We start from the raw sequence: 15,862 nt of genomic DNA on the forward strand, positions 1-15,862 counted from the left end.
AAGATTAGGAAAGGGGGTTGCGTTGGTAGTGAAATGCTGTAGAATGCACATCCATCGGCGGTGATGCAGATAAAAACTTGTTGAGAAACAAGGATTTGGCTAGAAGGGTTAGATTCTTGGATTGATTAGTGGGTTTAAAAATATCGAAATTACCTGTTGACTTTAGTTTAGATTAGAGTAACATAGCCGACCTAGCTTGATGATGACGAATCATCGAGAAGATCATTAAGAGAATAGAAGAACAACTTGTGTGGATTTTTACTGGTTGATCGATCGAAAATATTTCATTGATTGAAAGGTAGAAATTTCTCGAAGTTTATTTGAGCGAATTTTTAGTCAGAAAATTGATGAGCCAAGATTTGTAGCCATAAGCTACTAATGATTTTAAACTGAAGAGTTTGATCATGGCTCAGATTGAACGCTGGCGGCAGGCTTAACACATGCAAGTCGAGCGGGGTGAGGTGCTTCGGTACTGATCCTAGCGGCGGACGGGTGAGTAATGCTTAGGAATCTGCCATTTAGTGGGGGACAACATTCCGAAAGGAATGCTAATACCGCATACGTCCTACGGGAGAAAGCAGGGGATCTTCGGACCTTGCGCTAAATGATGAGCCTAAGTCGGATTAGCTAGTTGGTGGGGTAAAGGCCTACCAAGGCGACGATCTGTAGCGGGTCTGAGAGGATGATCCGCCACACTGGGACTGAGACACGGCCCAGACTCCTACGGGAGGCAGCAGTGGGGAATATTGGACAATGGGCGGAAGCCTGATCCAGCCATGCCGCGTGTGTGAAGAAGGCCTTTTGGTTGTAAAGCACTTTAAGCGAGGAGGAGGCTACCTAGATTAATACTCTGGGATAGTGGACGTTACTCGCAGAATAAGCACCGGCTAACTCTGTGCCAGCAGCCGCGGTAATACAGAGGGTGCGAGCGTTAATCGGATTTACTGGGCGTAAAGCGTGCGTAGGCGGCTGATTAAGTCGGATGTGAAATCCCTGAGCTTAACTTAGGAATTGCATTCGATACTGGTCAGCTAGAGTATGGGAGAGGATGGTAGAATTCCAGGTGTAGCGGTGAAATGCGTAGAGATCTGGAGGAATACCGATGGCGAAGGCAGCCATCTGGCCTAATACTGACGCTGAGGTACGAAAGCATGGGGAGCAAACAGGATTAGATACCCTGGTAGTCCATGCCGTAAACGATGTCTACTAGCCGTTGGGGCCTTTGAGGCTTTAGTGGCGCAGCTAACGCGATAAGTAGACCGCCTGGGGAGTACGGTCGCAAGACTAAAACTCAAATGAATTGACGGGGGCCCGCACAAGCGGTGGAGCATGTGGTTTAATTCGATGCAACGCGAAGAACCTTACCTGGCCTTGACATACTAGAAACTTTCCAGAGATGGATTGGTGCCTTCGGGAATCTAGATACAGGTGCTGCATGGCTGTCGTCAGCTCGTGTCGTGAGATGTTGGGTTAAGTCCCGCAACGAGCGCAACCCTTTTCCTTATTTGCCAGCGAGTAATGTCGGGAACTTTAAGGATACTGCCAGTGACAAACTGGAGGAAGGCGGGGACGACGTCAAGTCATCATGGCCCTTACGGCCAGGGCTACACACGTGCTACAATGGTCGGTACAAAGGGTTGCTACCTAGCGATAGGATGCTAATCTCAAAAAGCCGATCGTAGTCCGGATTGGAGTCTGCAACTCGACTCCATGAAGTCGGAATCGCTAGTAATCGCGGATCAGAATGCCGCGGTGAATACGTTCCCGGGCCTTGTACACACCGCCCGTCACACCATGGGAGTTTGTTGCACCAGAAGTAGGTAGTCTAACCGCAAGGAGGACGCTTACCACGGTGTGGCCGATGACTGGGGTGAAGTCGTAACAAGGTAGCCGTAGGGGAACCTGCGGCTGGATCACCTCCTTAACGAAAGATTGACGATCGGTAAGAATCCACAACAAGTTGTTCTTCGAAGATGTATCTGAGGGTCTGTAGCTCAGTTGGTTAGAGCACACGCTTGATAAGCGTGGGGTCACAAGTTCAAGTCTTGTCAGACCCACCAAATCTGAAAGATATATCGTTCATTAAGTGATAAGCTGGGGACTTAGCTTAGTTGGTAGAGCGCCTGCTTTGCACGCAGGAGGTCAGGAGTTCGACTCTCCTAGTCTCCACCATGAATTAAAAGAGTTTTTAAAACAAAATTAATTCAAAGCTAAGAAGATTATAGAGTTTAGTGAATACAGTCTAATTTGACTGGTTTATTAATCTCTGTGATTTATCACAGTTTACTGCAAGCTGACGAGGCTGTAGTTAATCATTAACAGATTAGAATTTGAGTCTGAAATAAATTGTTCAAACTCGATTAAATAGGAAGATAACAAGTAATTGTTAAATTAATATTTAATCTGAGAACTAGCAAAAACACTGAATCAAGCGTTTTGGTATATGAATTTAGATTGAAGCTGTATGGTGATTAAGTTCACAGACAACGAATAGTAGCAATTAAGTTTGCAACGCTAACACTGACTTGTATGTGTTAACGACTGTTTGGGGTTGTATAGTCAAGTAATTAAGTGCATGTGGTGGATGCCTTGGCAGTCAGAGGCGATGAAAGACGTAATAGCCTGCGATAAGCTCCGGGGAGGCGGCAAATATCCTTTGATCCGGAGATTTCTGAATGGGGGAACCCACCCGCTATAAGGCGGGTATCATAAGCTGAATACATAGGCTTATGAAGCGAACGAGGGGAAGTGAAACATCTCAGTACCCTTAGGAAAAGAAATCAATTGAGATTCCCTTAGTAGCGGCGAGCGAACGGGGAGTAGCCCATTAAGTTGTGTGTGTTCTAGTGGAACGCTCTGGGAAGTGCGAACGTAGAGGGTGATATTCCCGTACACGAAAGGGCACACACAATGATGACGAGTAGGGCGAGGCACGTGAAACCTTGTCTGAATATGGGGGGACCATCCTCCAAGGCTAAATACTCCTGACTGACCGATAGTGAACCAGTACCGTGAGGGAAAGGCGAAAAGAACCCCTGTGAGGGGAGTGAAATAGATCCTGAAACCGCATGCATACAAGCAGTGGGAGCCGACTTGTTCGGTGACTGCGTACCTTTTGTATAATGGGTCAGCGACTTATATTCAGTAGCGAGGTTAACCGTATAGGGGAGCCGTAGAGAAATCGAGTCTTAATAGGGCGTTTAGTTGCTGGGTATAGACCCGAAACCAGGCGATCTATCCATGAGCAGGTTGAAGGTTGGGTAACACTAACTGGAGGACCGAACCCACTGTCGTTGAAAAGCCAGGGGATGACTTGTGGATAGGGGTGAAAGGCTAATCAAGCCTGGTGATAGCTGGTTCTCCCCGAAAGCTATTTAGGTAGCGCCTCGGACGAATACCATTGGGGGTAGAGCACTGTTTCGGCTAGGGGGTCATCCCGACTTACCAAACCGATGCAAACTCCGAATACCAATGAGTACTATCCGGGAGACAGACTGCGGGTGCTAACGTCCGTAGTCAAGAGGAAAACAATCCAGACCGCCAGCTAAGGCCCCAAAATCATAGTTAAGTGGGAAACGATGTGGGAAGGCATAGACAGCTAGGAGGTTGGCTTAGAAGCAGCCACCCTTTAAAGAAAGCGTAATAGCTCACTAGTCGAGTCGGCCTGCGCGGAAGATGTAACGGGGCTAAAACTATGTGCCGAAGCTGCGGATTTGACAATAGTCAAGTGGTAGGGGAGCGTTCTGTAAGCCGATGAAGGTGTATTGAGAAGTATGCTGGAGGTATCAGAAGTGCGAATGCTGACGTGAGTAACGACAAAACGGGTGAAAAACCCGTTCGCTGAAAGACCAAGGGTTCCAGTCCAACGTTAATCGGGGCTGGGTGAGTCGACCCCTAAGGCGAGGCCGAGAGGCGTAGTCGATGGGAAATTGGTTAATATTCCAATACTTCTGTGTAATGCGATGAGAGGACGGAGAAGGTTAAGTCAGCCTGGCGTTGGTTGTCCAGGTGGAAGGTTGTAGGCATGTATCTTAGGCAAATCCGGGGTACTCTATGCTGAGAACTGATAGCAAGCTGTACTTGTACAGTGAAGTGGCTGATACCATGCTTCCAGGAAAAGTCTCTAAGCTTCAGTTACACAGGAATCGTACCCGAAACCGACACAGGTGGTCAGGTCGAGTAGACCAAAGCGCTTGAGAGAACTCTGCTGAAGGAACTAGGCAAAATGGTACCGTAACTTCGGGAGAAGGTACGCTGCTGACGGTGATGGGACTTGCTCCCTGAGCTATTGGCAGCCACAGAAACCAGGCCGCTGCAACTGTTTATTAAAAACATAGCACTCTGCAAACACGAAAGTGGACGTATAGGGTGTGATGCCTGCCCGGTGCTGGAAGGTTAATTGATGGGGTTAGCGTAAGCGAAGCTCTTGATCGAAGCCCCAGTAAACGGCGGCCGTAACTATAACGGTCCTAAGGTAGCGAAATTCCTTGTCGGGTAAGTTCCGACCTGCACGAATGGCATAATGATGGCGGCGCTGTCTCCAGCAGAGGCTCAGTGAAATCGAAATCGCTGTGAAGATGCAGTGTACCCGCGGCTAGACGGAAAGACCCCGTGAACCTTTACTGCAGCTTGACATTGAACTTTGACCTTACTTGTGTAGGATAGGTGGGAGGCTTTGAAGTTGGAACGCTAGTTCCAATGGAGCCGTCCTTGAAATACCACCCTGGTAATGTTGAGGTTCTAACTCTGCCCCGTAATCCGGGGCGAGGACCATGTCTGGTGGGTAGTTTGACTGGGGCGGTCTCCTCCTAAAGAGTAACGGAGGAGTACGAAGGTGCGCTCAGCGTGGTCGGAAATCACGCGTAGAGTATAAAGGCAAAAGCGCGCTTAACTGCGAGACCCACAAGTCGAGCAGGTACGAAAGTAGGTCTTAGTGATCCGGTGGTTCTGTATGGAAGGGCCATCGCTCAACGGATAAAAGGTACTCTGGGGATAACAGGCTGATACCGCCCAAGAGTTCATATCGACGGCGGTGTTTGGCACCTCGATGTCGGCTCATCTCATCCTGGGGCTGAAGCAGGTCCCAAGGGTATGGCTGTTCGCCATTTAAAGAGGTACGCGAGCTGGGTTTAGAACGTCGTGAGACAGTTCGGTCCCTATCTACCGTGGGCGCTGGAAATTTGAGAGGATCTGCTCCTAGTACGAGAGGACCAGAGTGGACGAACCTCTGGTGTACCGGTTGTGACGCCAGTCGCATCGCCGGGTAGCTATGTTCGGAAGGGATAACCGCTGAAAGCATCTAAGCGGGAAGCCTACCTCAAGATAAGATTTCCCTAGGAATTTATTCCTCTAAAGAGCCGTTCGAGACTAGGACGTTGATAGGTTGGGTGTGGAAGCACGGTGACGTGTGAAGCTGACCAATACTAATTGCTCGTGAGGCTTGACTATACAACACCCAAACAGTTGTTGTATTCAAGATAAATTCAATACATAACTTGATTTAGTGTGAAAACTAGTTAAAATGCTGAACACAAAGTTAGACTCAATATCTAATCCGTTAATAACTCATTTGGAAAAAGCCTTGGCATAGATAAGACCAAAGCAAGTATCCATAAACAGTTTGCTGGCGACAATAGCAAGAGTGAACCACCTGATCCCTTCCCGAACTCAGAAGTGAAACCTCTTAGCGCTGATGGTAGTGTGGCGTTTGCCATGTGAGAGTAAGTCATCGCCAGCTTTTAATTCTAAAACACCCCCTCCGCTAATGCAGAGGGGGTGTTTTTTATTGGGTGGGGAAAATAGACTAAAAAATGATAGCGTAGAAAACATCGTAAATTTAGAATTATGGTACATTTAAAAATAAGTATGAGGAAAAGTATCGACATGATGTTTTTAATTTTCACAATATTTTGTGTATGTGTTTTTTATCAAATTTGTGTTTATATTAATCGTAGAGAAAGAATAAAAACCAGAATACCACATAAAAAGAAGGTTGTATTTGAAAGAAGATCCATTCCTCCTATAGATGAAAAAATGCAGTTAGTAAATGAATCAGCAGCAATTAATAATCAAAATTATATAGAAAAAATAGATCAAGTACTTAAAGATTTGGAGGATAAAGGTGAGGTAATACTTATTTCAACTAATCCAAAATATATACCAAAATTTATATTTCATTCAATAGTTGAGGAGGTGTTGAAAGATCGGTACAGTGATTTTTTAATTGAATCTGATATACCTTATTTATTAGAAAGGGTTGCTCAAGAAGTAAGCTTAATATTCTCTGAGGATATAAAAAATGCGGAAAGAATAGCAAATGAGTTTTATCATAAATTATTATATCGCTATACTATGGTTCAGGTTGCAGAGATCATACATCATGAGACTCCTTTTGAGATAGCATTAAGAGCATTCTATAGTATAGAGTTGAAAAATATAGATAATCGAGATTTTAATTATCTGGACTGGAGAAAGCAATACTACATGAAGTTGAGGGGGTGAATCTATTCTTATGTGTCGGTGAAAAAATGTAAGAAAATTATCATTTATTAGCGTATCGATGTTAATTATAATAAATTTATCCTCTTAGCTAAAAGGAGGGTGGGAAAGATATTTATTTTTTACGTTAATTTTAACAATTAAGACACTTTTTGATGAGCTTTATCACCCTACTTACCATCAGAATGAAAAAGAAAAATAGGTAAAGATACCTTTTCTATAGGTTTTTGTATTTTTTTATGCTATAAATCTTCTTGCAGGCATGTTTTTTGCTTGTTTAAAAAGGGATTTTAGTATGAAGCTATCTGTAGGGTTGAAAGTTGCGAATAGTTTATCGTTAACCCCTCAATTACAGCAGGCAATTCGTTTACTACAACTTTCTAGTTTGGAATTGGAGCAAGAAATACAAATTCAATTAGATAGTAATCCGTTACTGGAAAAAATTGAAGAAAATAATAATACAACAGAAAGTTTATCTACTTCAGAAATCAGTGAGTCAGGAGATTTAACAACTGAACTTAATGCAGACCATTTACCAAATGACTTGCCTGTTGATACCGAATGGGATGATATTTATACACATCAATCAACTGCATTAGCGTCACCAGAATATGAGGAACGAGAGGATAATCGTCAAGTTCAATTGAGCCTAAAAGAACACATTTTAGAGCAAGTAAATTTATTACATTTTTCCACAGTAGATAAATTAATTGCTTATTGCATCGTTGATTCTTTAGATGATAAAGGGTTTTTAGATGCTGAATTAGCTGATATTTTGCTTGCAGTTACTCGGCTATTACAGGAAATGGAGAGTGCTGATGAGGTTGAAGAAGATGAAATTATTGTTGTTTTAAAACATATTCAACGTTTAGATCCAATTGGAGTGGGTTCTCGAAATTTAGCAGAATGTTTAAAGATCCAATTAGAAGTCATAGATCAAAAAAAATCATACTTAGCTGAAGCAAAGTGTTTACTGAAGTATTATGAATTATTAATAGCAAATGATCTAAATAAACTATTAAAACAAACAGGTTTGTCTAAAGAGCAGTTGAAAGGTGCTGTTGATTTATTAAAAACATTAAAACCATATCCAGGATTAGAATTTAGCCAACAAGAATCTGAATATCAAGTTCCTGATGTTGTGGTTTCCAAGAAAGATCAGCATTGGCAAGTCCAGCTTAATCCCGATGTTATGCCTAAATTAAGGATTAATTCTTTTTACTCAAATATGATTCGTCGTGCTGATCAGAGTGATGATAATGTTTATTTACGTAATCAAATGCTTGAGGCGAAAAATTTTATTAAAAGTATAGATGAACGGCATAAAACATTACTCAAAGTTTCAACTTGTATTGTTGAACATCAGCGAGCTTTTTTAGAACAAGGTCCTGAGGCAATGAAACCTTTAGTTCTTCGTGATGTTGCAGAGGAAGTTGAATTACATGAATCTACTGTTTCACGTGTAACAACTAATAAATATATGCTTACACCACGTGGTTTATTTGAATTGAAATACTTTTTTTCAAGCCATGTTGGAACGACGACAGGTGGGGAAGCATCTTCAACTGCGATTCGGGCAATGATTAAAAAATTGGTTTCGAATGAAAATCCGCGTAAGCCTTTGTCTGATAATGCAATTGCGGAAATGTTGAAAGATGAGGGCATTGAAGTAGCTCGACGTACAGTCGCAAAATATCGTGAATCGTTACATATTCCATCATCTTCAGAAAGAAAAGTCTTGATCTAAATTTCAAGGTGTGACTATTCTAGGGATTCATTATTACGGAATAATGAATCTTTTTAATAATCACTAAAGGAATCGCTAAAATGATTTAATGAATGTTGAATCTTGATATGCATTAAATTTGCTTGGGCGATTCTTTGTATCCTTAGAAAAAGGTGAGGGATAGAATTATGCAAATAACGATTCGTGGACACCATTTAACTATTACGCCTGCTATTGAAGAAAATATAAAAATGAAATTTAGTCAAATGACTAAGCATCTAGATCAAGTGAATAGTATGCAAATCAAATTGGCTAAAGATCATCAAATTGATAGACGTTCTCATAAAGGGAGCTCTAATCATATTGCTGAGGCGATTATTCGCTTACCGGGGATTGAACTGTTTGCGCAGGCGACAGCAGATGATATGTATACTTCGATTAATAAATTAACAGAAAAACTGAAAAGACAGCTTGCAAAACATAGAAAAATACAGTGTTCTTATCAACATGAGCTAGCAATTTTAACTTAAGTTTTTTTATTAAAAGAGGCTTTGCAAATAGCCTCTTTTTTTTATCGATAAAAAAAGAAACGGCTTACTGAATTATCTGAAAAAGTTATAGTAAAATGTATGGTTTGACGCCATGGTTGTATAAGAGGTCTAGTAATGAATAGTGAGCAGCTCACGCAAATTTTAAAAGAAGCTTTCCCTGAAGCAGAAGTAGCAGTGAGTGGCCAAGCTGGGAAATTCGACCTTCGAATAGTTGATGATCAGTTTGATGGCAAACGTACGATTACTCGTCAACAAGCCGTATATGCACCATTAAACTCTTATATCGCAAGTGGTGAAGTGCATGCAGTTACGATTCGCGCAATGACAAAAGACGAATGGCGCAAAGCAAGCCTTTTCGGAGCTTAAATATTAATGGATAAATTTTTAATTACGGGCGGTGTTAAGCTCGAAGGCGAAGTACGTATTTCTGGTGCTAAAAATGCAGCTCTGCCTTTACTTGCTGCAATGATTCTTGCAGATTCTCCGATTACTTTAACGAATGTACCTCATTTAAAAGATGTGAACACCTTAGTGAAGCTGATTGCTGGCTTAGGCGTTACAATGAGCTATGAAGGAGATACGGTTCGTGCGGATGCGTCAACATTAGATAATCAGTTTGCACCTTATGAACTTGTGAAAACTATGCGTGCATCAATTTTGGTACTTGGTCCACTATTGGCTCGCTATGGGAATGCTAAAGTTTCATTACCTGGTGGTTGTGCGATTGGTTCACGTCCTGTCGATCAGCATTTAAAAGCATTGGAAGCTTTAGGTGCGCAGATTGAAGTTGAAAATGGTTATGTCCATGCTTCTGTTGATGGTCGCTTAAAAGGTGGCGAAGTTATTTTTGACATGGTCACTGTTGGTGGCACTGAAAATATCTTGATGGCTGCTGTATTGGCTGATGGTGTGACCACGATTCGTAATGCTGCTCGTGAACCTGAAATTACTGACCTTGCACAAATGCTCATTAAAATGGGTGCAAAGATTGAAGGTCTAGACACAGATACATTGGTTGTAACAGGCGTTGAAAGTTTACATGGCTGTGAATATGCGGTTGTTGCTGATCGAATTGAAACTGGTTCATATTTAGCTGCTGCTGCAATTACAGGTGGTCGAGTTAAAACCACGCATACGGACCCAGCATTGTTAGAAGCAGTATTGGATAAGTTTGAAGAAATGGGTGCAGAAGTGACCCGTGGTGATAATTGGATTGAACTAGATATGCAAGGTAAACGTCCTAAAGCTGTGAGCTTTAGAACTTTACCTCATCCCGAATTTCCAACTGATATGCAAGCACAGCTTATGGCGGTCAATGTGATTGGTCGTGGTTTTGCAACGATTTCAGAAACAATTTTTGAAAATCGTTTTATGCATGTTCCTGAATTGTCACGTATGGGCGCAAATATTCAAGTGGAAGGGCATGATGCAGTCATAACTGGTGTAGATAAATTGCAAGCTGCTCCTGTAATGGCGACTGATTTACGTGCATCATTTTCTCTTGTTCTCGCTGCATTAGTCGCAGAAGGAGAAACCTTAGTCGATCGTATCTATCATATCGATCGTGGGTATGAACAAGTTGAAGAAAAGTTACAAAGTTTAGGTGCTCAGATTAAGCGAGTAAAAGGATGAATGACTTAAGAAACGATGATCCAAATTTTGATGTAATGGGTAATTTTGATCATGGTTTAACCTTAGCACTCAGTAAAGGTCGTATCTTAAAAGAGACATTACCTTTACTTGAGAATGCGGGTATTAATTTATTAGAAGATCCTGATAAATCACGTAAATTAATTTTCCCAACTACACATAAAAAAGTACGTATTTTGATTCTTCGTGCTTCTGATGTACCGACGTATGTGGAGAACGGTGCAGCAGATTTTGGTGTAGCGGGTAAAGATGTGCTGATGGAACATGGCGCCCAACATGTGTATGAGTTACTTGATCTAAAAATTGCAAATTGTAAATTGATGACTGCTGGTAAGGTTGGCATGGAACGTCCGAAAGGGCGTTTAAAAATTGCAACTAAATATGTGAATCTTACTCGTCAATACTATGCAAGTTTAGGTGAGCAAGTTGATGTGATCAAACTTTATGGATCTATGGAGCTTGCACCTTTAGTTGGGTTGGGTGATTACATCGTCGATGTGGTTGATACAGGTAATACTTTACGTGCCAATGGTTTAGAGCCATTAGAAGAAATTTGCAAAGTTTCTTCTCGTTTAATTGTCAATAAAGCGAGCTTTAAACGTAAACAAGCCGTGTTAAATCCAATTTTGACTCAACTTGAAGAAGCTGTGAAATCACGTTCAGTATGATTTTGCATGATCATTCAAAAAAACCGTTCTTTTGAACGGTTTTTTTATCGCTTAATTTTCTGATTAAGGGAAAGAATGCCTTACTTTCAGATTTGGCTGTGTGCTAAAAGTGTTTATCGTTTTGTGATTAGAGATAAGAATGAAAACACCCTTACAGCGTAAACAAGAGTCTATTTTAAAATTACAAGCACAATCTATTCCTTACATCGAGTGGTTGCCACATATTGAATCGGTTGATGAAGTTATAGCCCGTTCAGTTGAAAGTATTGCCAAACGAGCAATTGCGTGTTTGATCATTATCCAAGTGGCATGTGATTTAAACAATCAGCAATTTGATCAAGAAGCTAAAGACTTTATCGTTGATTTGCTAAATAAATTTGAAGTATTTGATGAGCTAACCCTTAAAGAACGAAATATTTTAAATCAAGAGGTTTCTCAACAAGATGTCGTGAATATGATTTGGAAATATGAGGCTTACTGGGTTTTACTTTGGGCACTCGGAATTGTGAAAGAACTCAATTATCCAAATGAAATAGCAGATTGTGATTTTGCAGTTCAGGTAGTTTCTGCTTGTAGCTCATTTGATGAATTTATGCAGCAAGTTGAGTTAAGAAATCTGGATGAAATTTTAGATCAGGCAGATTTGACCTATCGTTATGATTGGGCATGTGTAGATGCTCGTTTAAAACAACAAGATGCGCCTGAAAATTTAAATGCTTCAGTTGTTGTGGAACGTCACGGTGCTTTGAATTGGCTAATACAGCATGATGAAGATTGGGATAATCCAGACTTAAATACATAAAATTTAAAATATTTAAACCTAAAAATGATTTTTCCTATTAAAGCAGGTGGAAATGCCGATGTTATCTTGCCCACAAGCGTGTTGAAAAAGAGTAAACTTAGCCTTCTATTATTCGCCTTGTGGGTAAATTGATGCGACGTTTATCGACTCAGGATCAAAATTTTAAACAGGCATTTGCTGAACTTTTAGCATTTGAAACTGTGAATGATCCTCAATTAGTACAAACTGTAGACCAAATCATTGCTGATGTTCGTCAGTATGGTGATGATCATGTACTTAAATTAACACAACAGTTCGATCGACATCCAGCGCATCAATTCTCGGATTTGGAACTGACCCAAACTCAACTTAAAACTGCATTTGAAGGCTTAAGCATAGAAATTCGTGAAGCCTTAGAATTGGCTGCAAAACGTATTCGTTCTTTCCATCAGGCACAAAAGCAGGAAGGTTGGACTTATGTTGATGATCTGGGGAATACCTTAGGTCAGAAAGTCACACCACTTGATCGCGTCGGGATTTATGTTCCTGGTGGATTAGCGTCTTATCCATCATCTGTACTTATGAATGCTTTGCCTGCACATGTAGCGGGGGTCCCTGAAATTATCATGGTGGTTCCAGCGCCGAATGGTGAATTGAATCCATTAGTGTTAGCAGCTGCATATTTAGCAGGGGTAAGCCGTGTATTTACGATTGGTGGCGCTCAAGCCGTTGCCGCGTTAGCTTATGGAACGCAAACCATTCCAGCTGTCGATAAAATTACAGGACCGGGGAACCGGTTTGTAGCAGCAGCCAAACGTGCAGTCTTTGGTCAGGTAGGTATTGATATGATCGCAGGACCTTCGGAAATTTTGGTATATGCCGAAGGGGAAAATAATGCTGAATGGTTGGCTATGGATGTGTTGTCTCAAGCTGAGCATGATACGGTTGCACAAGCCATTTTTATTACACCAGATGAAGCACTTTTAAATGCTGTCGAAACAGCCATTGAAAAACATTTAAGTGAATTGCCAAAAGCAGAAATTGCTCGAACTTCGATTCAAAATCGTGGTGCATTGGTACTGGTAAAAGATCGTGCGGAAGCGATTAAACTGATTAATCAGGTTGCTCCAGAGCATTTAGAATTATGTCTTGATGAGGCTGAATTAATGAGCCAAGAGATTCGTCATGCAGGTGCGATCTTTATGGGACGTTATACGCCTGAAGCGATCGGTGATTATTGTGCAGGTCCAAATCATGTTTTACCGACTTCGGGTACAGCGCGTTTTTCTTCACCGCTCGGCGTTTATGATTTCCAAAAACGTTCAAGTTTAATTATGTGCTCGCAAGAGGGCGTTAAAACTTTGGCTAAAACAGCAGATGTGTTGGCAGTTGAAGAAGATCTTGATGCCCATGCGCGCTCGGCACGCTATCGTTATCAATAACCGATTCGAAGAATAGATAGGGGCTGATAGAAGCCCCTTTTTTGAGATATATGAGAGTAGAACAATGACGTTTACAACTGAACAAATGCGTTTTTGGAGTCCAGAAGTTCGTGAACTTGAGCCATATGTACCAGGTGAGCAGCCTAAGATTCAGAACTTACTAAAACTTAATACCAATGAAAACCCATATCCACCATCACCTAAAGTTGTGGAAGCAGTTCAAGCTGTTTTAACTCACCAAGCTGATGCTTTGCGCTTGTATCCAGATCCAGATGCGATGGCTTTAAAGCAAGCAATTGCCAAACAGCAGCATGTTGATGTTGCTCAAGTCTTTGTTGGTAATGGTTCGGATGAAGTTCTAGCGCATATTTTTAAAGCTTTTTTTATTCAGAAAGAGCCAATCCTCTACCCAGATATTACCTATAGTTTTTATCCTGTTTATAGCCAGTTTTTTGCAACACAAACCAAGCAGATTCCTTTGAATGATAAGTTCGAAATTGATGTTTGTGATTATGCACAGGAAAATGGCGGTATTATCATTACCAATCCGAATGCGCCAACCAGTATTGCATTAGGATTAGTGCAGATTGAGCAAGTACTTAAAACAAATCCTGATCGAGTCGTGGTGATTGATGAAGCCTATGTCGATTTTGGTGCAGAGTCAGCGGTACAATTGGTCAATCGTTACGAAAATTTAGTTGTTTGCCAAACAACATCTAAATCACGTTCATTAGCTGGTTTACGTGTTGGATTTGCGATTGCTCAATCTCATTTGATTGCAGCACTTGAAGCTGTAAAAAATAGCTTTAATTCCTACCCAATTGATCGTTTTGCGATTGCCGCGGCGGTAGCCTCATTTGAAGATCAAGCTTATTTTGAAGCGCAATGTGCCAAAGTGATTGAGAGTCGAGAAAAATTAGTTGGTGATCTCACGGCTTTAGGTTTTGATGTATTGCCATCGAAAGCCAATTTTATTTTTGCCACACATTTAGAATATGATGCTGCTCAACTGGCTCAACAATTGCGTGAGCAGGGCGTGATTGTGCGTTATTTCAATAAGCCACGGATTAATCAATTTTTACGTATTACAATTGGTACAGATGAACAAAATCAACGTCTAGTGAATACGCTTAAAACGCAAATTTTATAATTTGTAGAAAAATTTAGTTCTCAGATTTTTGCCATGTATTGAGTAAATCAAGCATGGCAGAAATTTTATCAAAGCATTCCTGATATTCAGCTTCTGCATCAGAGGCGATGGTGATGCCTCCACCTGCCCACATCGATAATTGATCCTGATATTTTTGAATAGTACGGATTAAGATATTCCAGCAACCTGTTCCATCAAAATTAAAATAACCCAAACTTCCACAATATGCGCCACGTGGAGTACCTTCTAATTCATCAATAATTTGCATAGCGCGAATTTTCGGTGCCCCTGTAATTGAACCACCTGGAAGGGCGGACAATAACATTTGCATAGGGTTTACTTCTTTTTTTAAGGTTGCAGTGATTTCACTGACCATATGATGAACTTGGTTGAAGCTTTCAATTTCGAAAAGTTTTGTAGTTTCTACAGATCCTGTTTCTGCATAAACACTTAAATCATTACGAAGTAAATCAACAATCATCACATTTTCAGCCTGATCTTTTTCAGAGCGGCTGAGCTTATCTTTAGATTGTTGGTCTTGCTCAGCATCATCAAAACGAGGCATTGTACCTTTAATTGGCCGCGTTTTAATTTTTCGATTTGTTTGAAATTCGATAAACAACTCTGGAGAACAACTGAGTAGCTCAAAATCATCTATCTTGAGATAGGCAGCGTAAGGTGCATGGGTGAGCGCCCATAAATCCTGTGCTCGATCTAATAATGAACCTTGTGTTTTTGCAATAAACTCTTGAGTTAAATTAATTTGGTAGCAGTCACCAGCTTTGATATATTCCTGTACTTGATTAAATGCATATAGGTATTGTTGCTTAGACCAGCGCGGATAGCATTTTTCTAATAATGAGAAAGGTGTTTTTTGAATATTGATTGATTGATTGAGTAGATTTATGACATTTTCATAAATACTTTCAGCTTCATTTTCATCACTATAAAAATACCAAGCATCATCCTGAAACTTTAAAAAAGTCGAATATAGACCTAAGAAAAAACTGGGTTGATTTCGTGAAACCATGTTTATAAATTGATTTGCACTATAGTCATAACTAAAAAAGCCAATATATCCCCCGCTAAAAGTAGTTTTCATTGAATTTTCTGAATTGGCTTGAAAATTTAAAAAATCGCTAATAGGCAAGGTTGCTTGTTCATTCTTATATTTATTAAATTGAGTTTTATAAAATTTTTTTAGTTCTGCTTGTTCTAATATCAAGAATTCTTGAGGCAAAAAACCAATTGTCGGGGTGTGATTATCATATAAATAAACTAAACCGGTTAGTTCATTCAGTTGTATAAGAAGGTCAAATGCAGAGGTGAGTTGCGTGTCAAGTTTTTGCTGAAAATGAGACATATAACAAAAATACATTCATATACATTTGGAAAA

At 40.7% G+C, this 15,862-nt stretch carries 10 protein-coding genes, 2 tRNA genes and 3 rRNA genes; 14 read left to right on the forward strand and 1 reads right to left on the reverse strand.

Annotated elements, in window-relative coordinates; all coding sequences use genetic code 11:
* Positions 1 to 386 precede the first annotated feature (386 nt).
* The 14 genes from O1450_RS02915 to hisC all read left to right on the forward strand — a co-directional run bounded on the left by O1450_RS02915 (position 387) and on the right by hisC (position 14,466).
* A 16S ribosomal RNA gene (locus O1450_RS02915) occupies positions 387 to 1,924 on the forward strand.
* 59 nt (positions 1,925 to 1,983) lie between these two features.
* Positions 1,984 to 2,060, forward strand: a tRNA-Ile gene (locus tag O1450_RS02920).
* A 36-nt stretch (positions 2,061 to 2,096) separates the two neighbouring features.
* A tRNA-Ala gene (locus O1450_RS02925) sits at positions 2,097 to 2,172 on the forward strand.
* Between the two features lie 385 nt (positions 2,173 to 2,557).
* Positions 2,558 to 5,448, forward strand: a 23S ribosomal RNA gene (locus O1450_RS02930).
* 174 nt (positions 5,449 to 5,622) lie between these two features.
* A 5S ribosomal RNA gene (gene rrf, locus O1450_RS02935) occupies positions 5,623 to 5,737 on the forward strand.
* Together the 16S, 23S and 5S rRNA genes with 2 tRNA genes alongside form the textbook arrangement of a ribosomal RNA operon.
* A 146-nt stretch (positions 5,738 to 5,883) precedes the next feature.
* The gene (locus O1450_RS02940; RefSeq protein ID WP_269229637.1) at positions 5,884 to 6,501 is read left to right on the forward strand and encodes a hypothetical protein; all 618 of its coding nucleotides are present in this window, start codon (positions 5,884 to 5,886) and stop codon (positions 6,499 to 6,501) included.
* A 292-nt stretch (positions 6,502 to 6,793) separates the two neighbouring features.
* Positions 6,794 to 8,245 carry an RNA polymerase factor sigma-54 gene (locus O1450_RS02945; protein ID WP_269229638.1) on the forward strand — a complete coding sequence of 484 codons (1,452 nt, stop codon included), beginning with the start codon at positions 6,794 to 6,796 and terminating at the stop codon, positions 8,243 to 8,245.
* A 167-nt stretch (positions 8,246 to 8,412) separates the two neighbouring features.
* Positions 8,413 to 8,754 (forward strand): ribosome hibernation-promoting factor, HPF/YfiA family, encoded by a 342-nt coding sequence (hpf, locus tag O1450_RS02950; protein WP_005158799.1) that lies wholly within the window; start codon positions 8,413 to 8,415, stop codon positions 8,752 to 8,754.
* 135 nt (positions 8,755 to 8,889) lie between these two features.
* Entirely contained in the window at positions 8,890 to 9,141 is a 252-nt protein-coding gene (gene ibaG / locus O1450_RS02955) for a BolA family iron metabolism protein IbaG (protein ID WP_004663844.1), read from the forward strand.
* Positions 9,142 to 9,147: 6 nt separating this feature from the next.
* On the forward strand, positions 9,148 to 10,407 hold the full coding sequence (murA, locus tag O1450_RS02960; protein WP_269229639.1) for a UDP-N-acetylglucosamine 1-carboxyvinyltransferase: 1,260 nt from the start codon (positions 9,148 to 9,150) through the stop codon (positions 10,405 to 10,407).
* Positions 10,404 to 11,093 (forward strand): ATP phosphoribosyltransferase, encoded by a 690-nt coding sequence (gene hisG / locus O1450_RS02965; protein ID WP_004663840.1) that lies wholly within the window; start codon positions 10,404 to 10,406, stop codon positions 11,091 to 11,093. The genes murA and hisG overlap by 4 nt, the downstream gene beginning before the upstream one ends.
* Positions 11,094 to 11,232: 139 nt before the next feature.
* Entirely contained in the window at positions 11,233 to 11,895 is a 663-nt protein-coding gene (locus tag O1450_RS02970; protein WP_269229640.1) for a DUF4272 domain-containing protein, read from the forward strand.
* A gap of 131 nt (positions 11,896 to 12,026) precedes the next feature.
* Positions 12,027 to 13,316, forward strand: coding sequence for a histidinol dehydrogenase (gene hisD / locus O1450_RS02975; RefSeq protein WP_269229641.1), 1,290 nt, complete (start codon positions 12,027 to 12,029; stop codon positions 13,314 to 13,316).
* A gap of 64 nt (positions 13,317 to 13,380) precedes the next feature.
* Positions 13,381 to 14,466 carry a histidinol-phosphate transaminase gene (gene hisC, locus O1450_RS02980; RefSeq protein ID WP_269229642.1) on the forward strand — a complete coding sequence of 362 codons (1,086 nt, stop codon included), beginning with the start codon at positions 13,381 to 13,383 and terminating at the stop codon, positions 14,464 to 14,466.
* 13 nt (positions 14,467 to 14,479) lie between these two features.
* Here the strand turns inward: hisC and pabB are convergent, their stop codons facing one another.
* On the reverse strand, positions 14,480 to 15,829 hold the full coding sequence (pabB, locus tag O1450_RS02985) for an aminodeoxychorismate synthase component I (protein ID WP_269229643.1): 1,350 nt from the start codon (positions 15,827 to 15,829) through the stop codon (positions 14,480 to 14,482).
* Positions 15,830 to 15,862: the final 33 nt, after the last annotated feature.

Source organism: Acinetobacter sp. TR11, assembly GCF_027105035.1.
In the GTDB taxonomy this organism is placed as follows: domain Bacteria; phylum Pseudomonadota; class Gammaproteobacteria; order Pseudomonadales; family Moraxellaceae; genus Acinetobacter.

Excerpts from the sequence above, each read along its gene's own strand:
- O1450_RS02940 (WP_269229637.1), top strand. The coding sequence starts at position 5,884 with ATGATGTTTTTAATTTTCACAATATTTTGTGTATGTGTTTTTTATCAA.
- O1450_RS02945 (WP_269229638.1), top strand. The coding sequence starts at position 6,794 with ATGAAGCTATCTGTAGGGTTGAAAGTTGCGAATAGTTTATCGTTAACC.
- hpf (WP_005158799.1), top strand. The coding sequence starts at position 8,413 with ATGCAAATAACGATTCGTGGACACCATTTAACTATTACGCCTGCTATT.
- ibaG (WP_004663844.1), top strand. The coding sequence starts at position 8,890 with ATGAATAGTGAGCAGCTCACGCAAATTTTAAAAGAAGCTTTCCCTGAA.
- murA (WP_269229639.1), top strand. The coding sequence starts at position 9,148 with ATGGATAAATTTTTAATTACGGGCGGTGTTAAGCTCGAAGGCGAAGTA.
- hisG (WP_004663840.1), top strand. The coding sequence starts at position 10,404 with ATGAATGACTTAAGAAACGATGATCCAAATTTTGATGTAATGGGTAAT.
- O1450_RS02970 (WP_269229640.1), top strand. The coding sequence starts at position 11,233 with ATGAAAACACCCTTACAGCGTAAACAAGAGTCTATTTTAAAATTACAA.
- hisD (WP_269229641.1), top strand. The coding sequence starts at position 12,027 with ATGCGACGTTTATCGACTCAGGATCAAAATTTTAAACAGGCATTTGCT.
- hisC (WP_269229642.1), top strand. The coding sequence starts at position 13,381 with ATGACGTTTACAACTGAACAAATGCGTTTTTGGAGTCCAGAAGTTCGT.
- pabB (WP_269229643.1), bottom strand. The coding sequence starts at position 15,829 with ATGTCTCATTTTCAGCAAAAACTTGACACGCAACTCACCTCTGCATTT.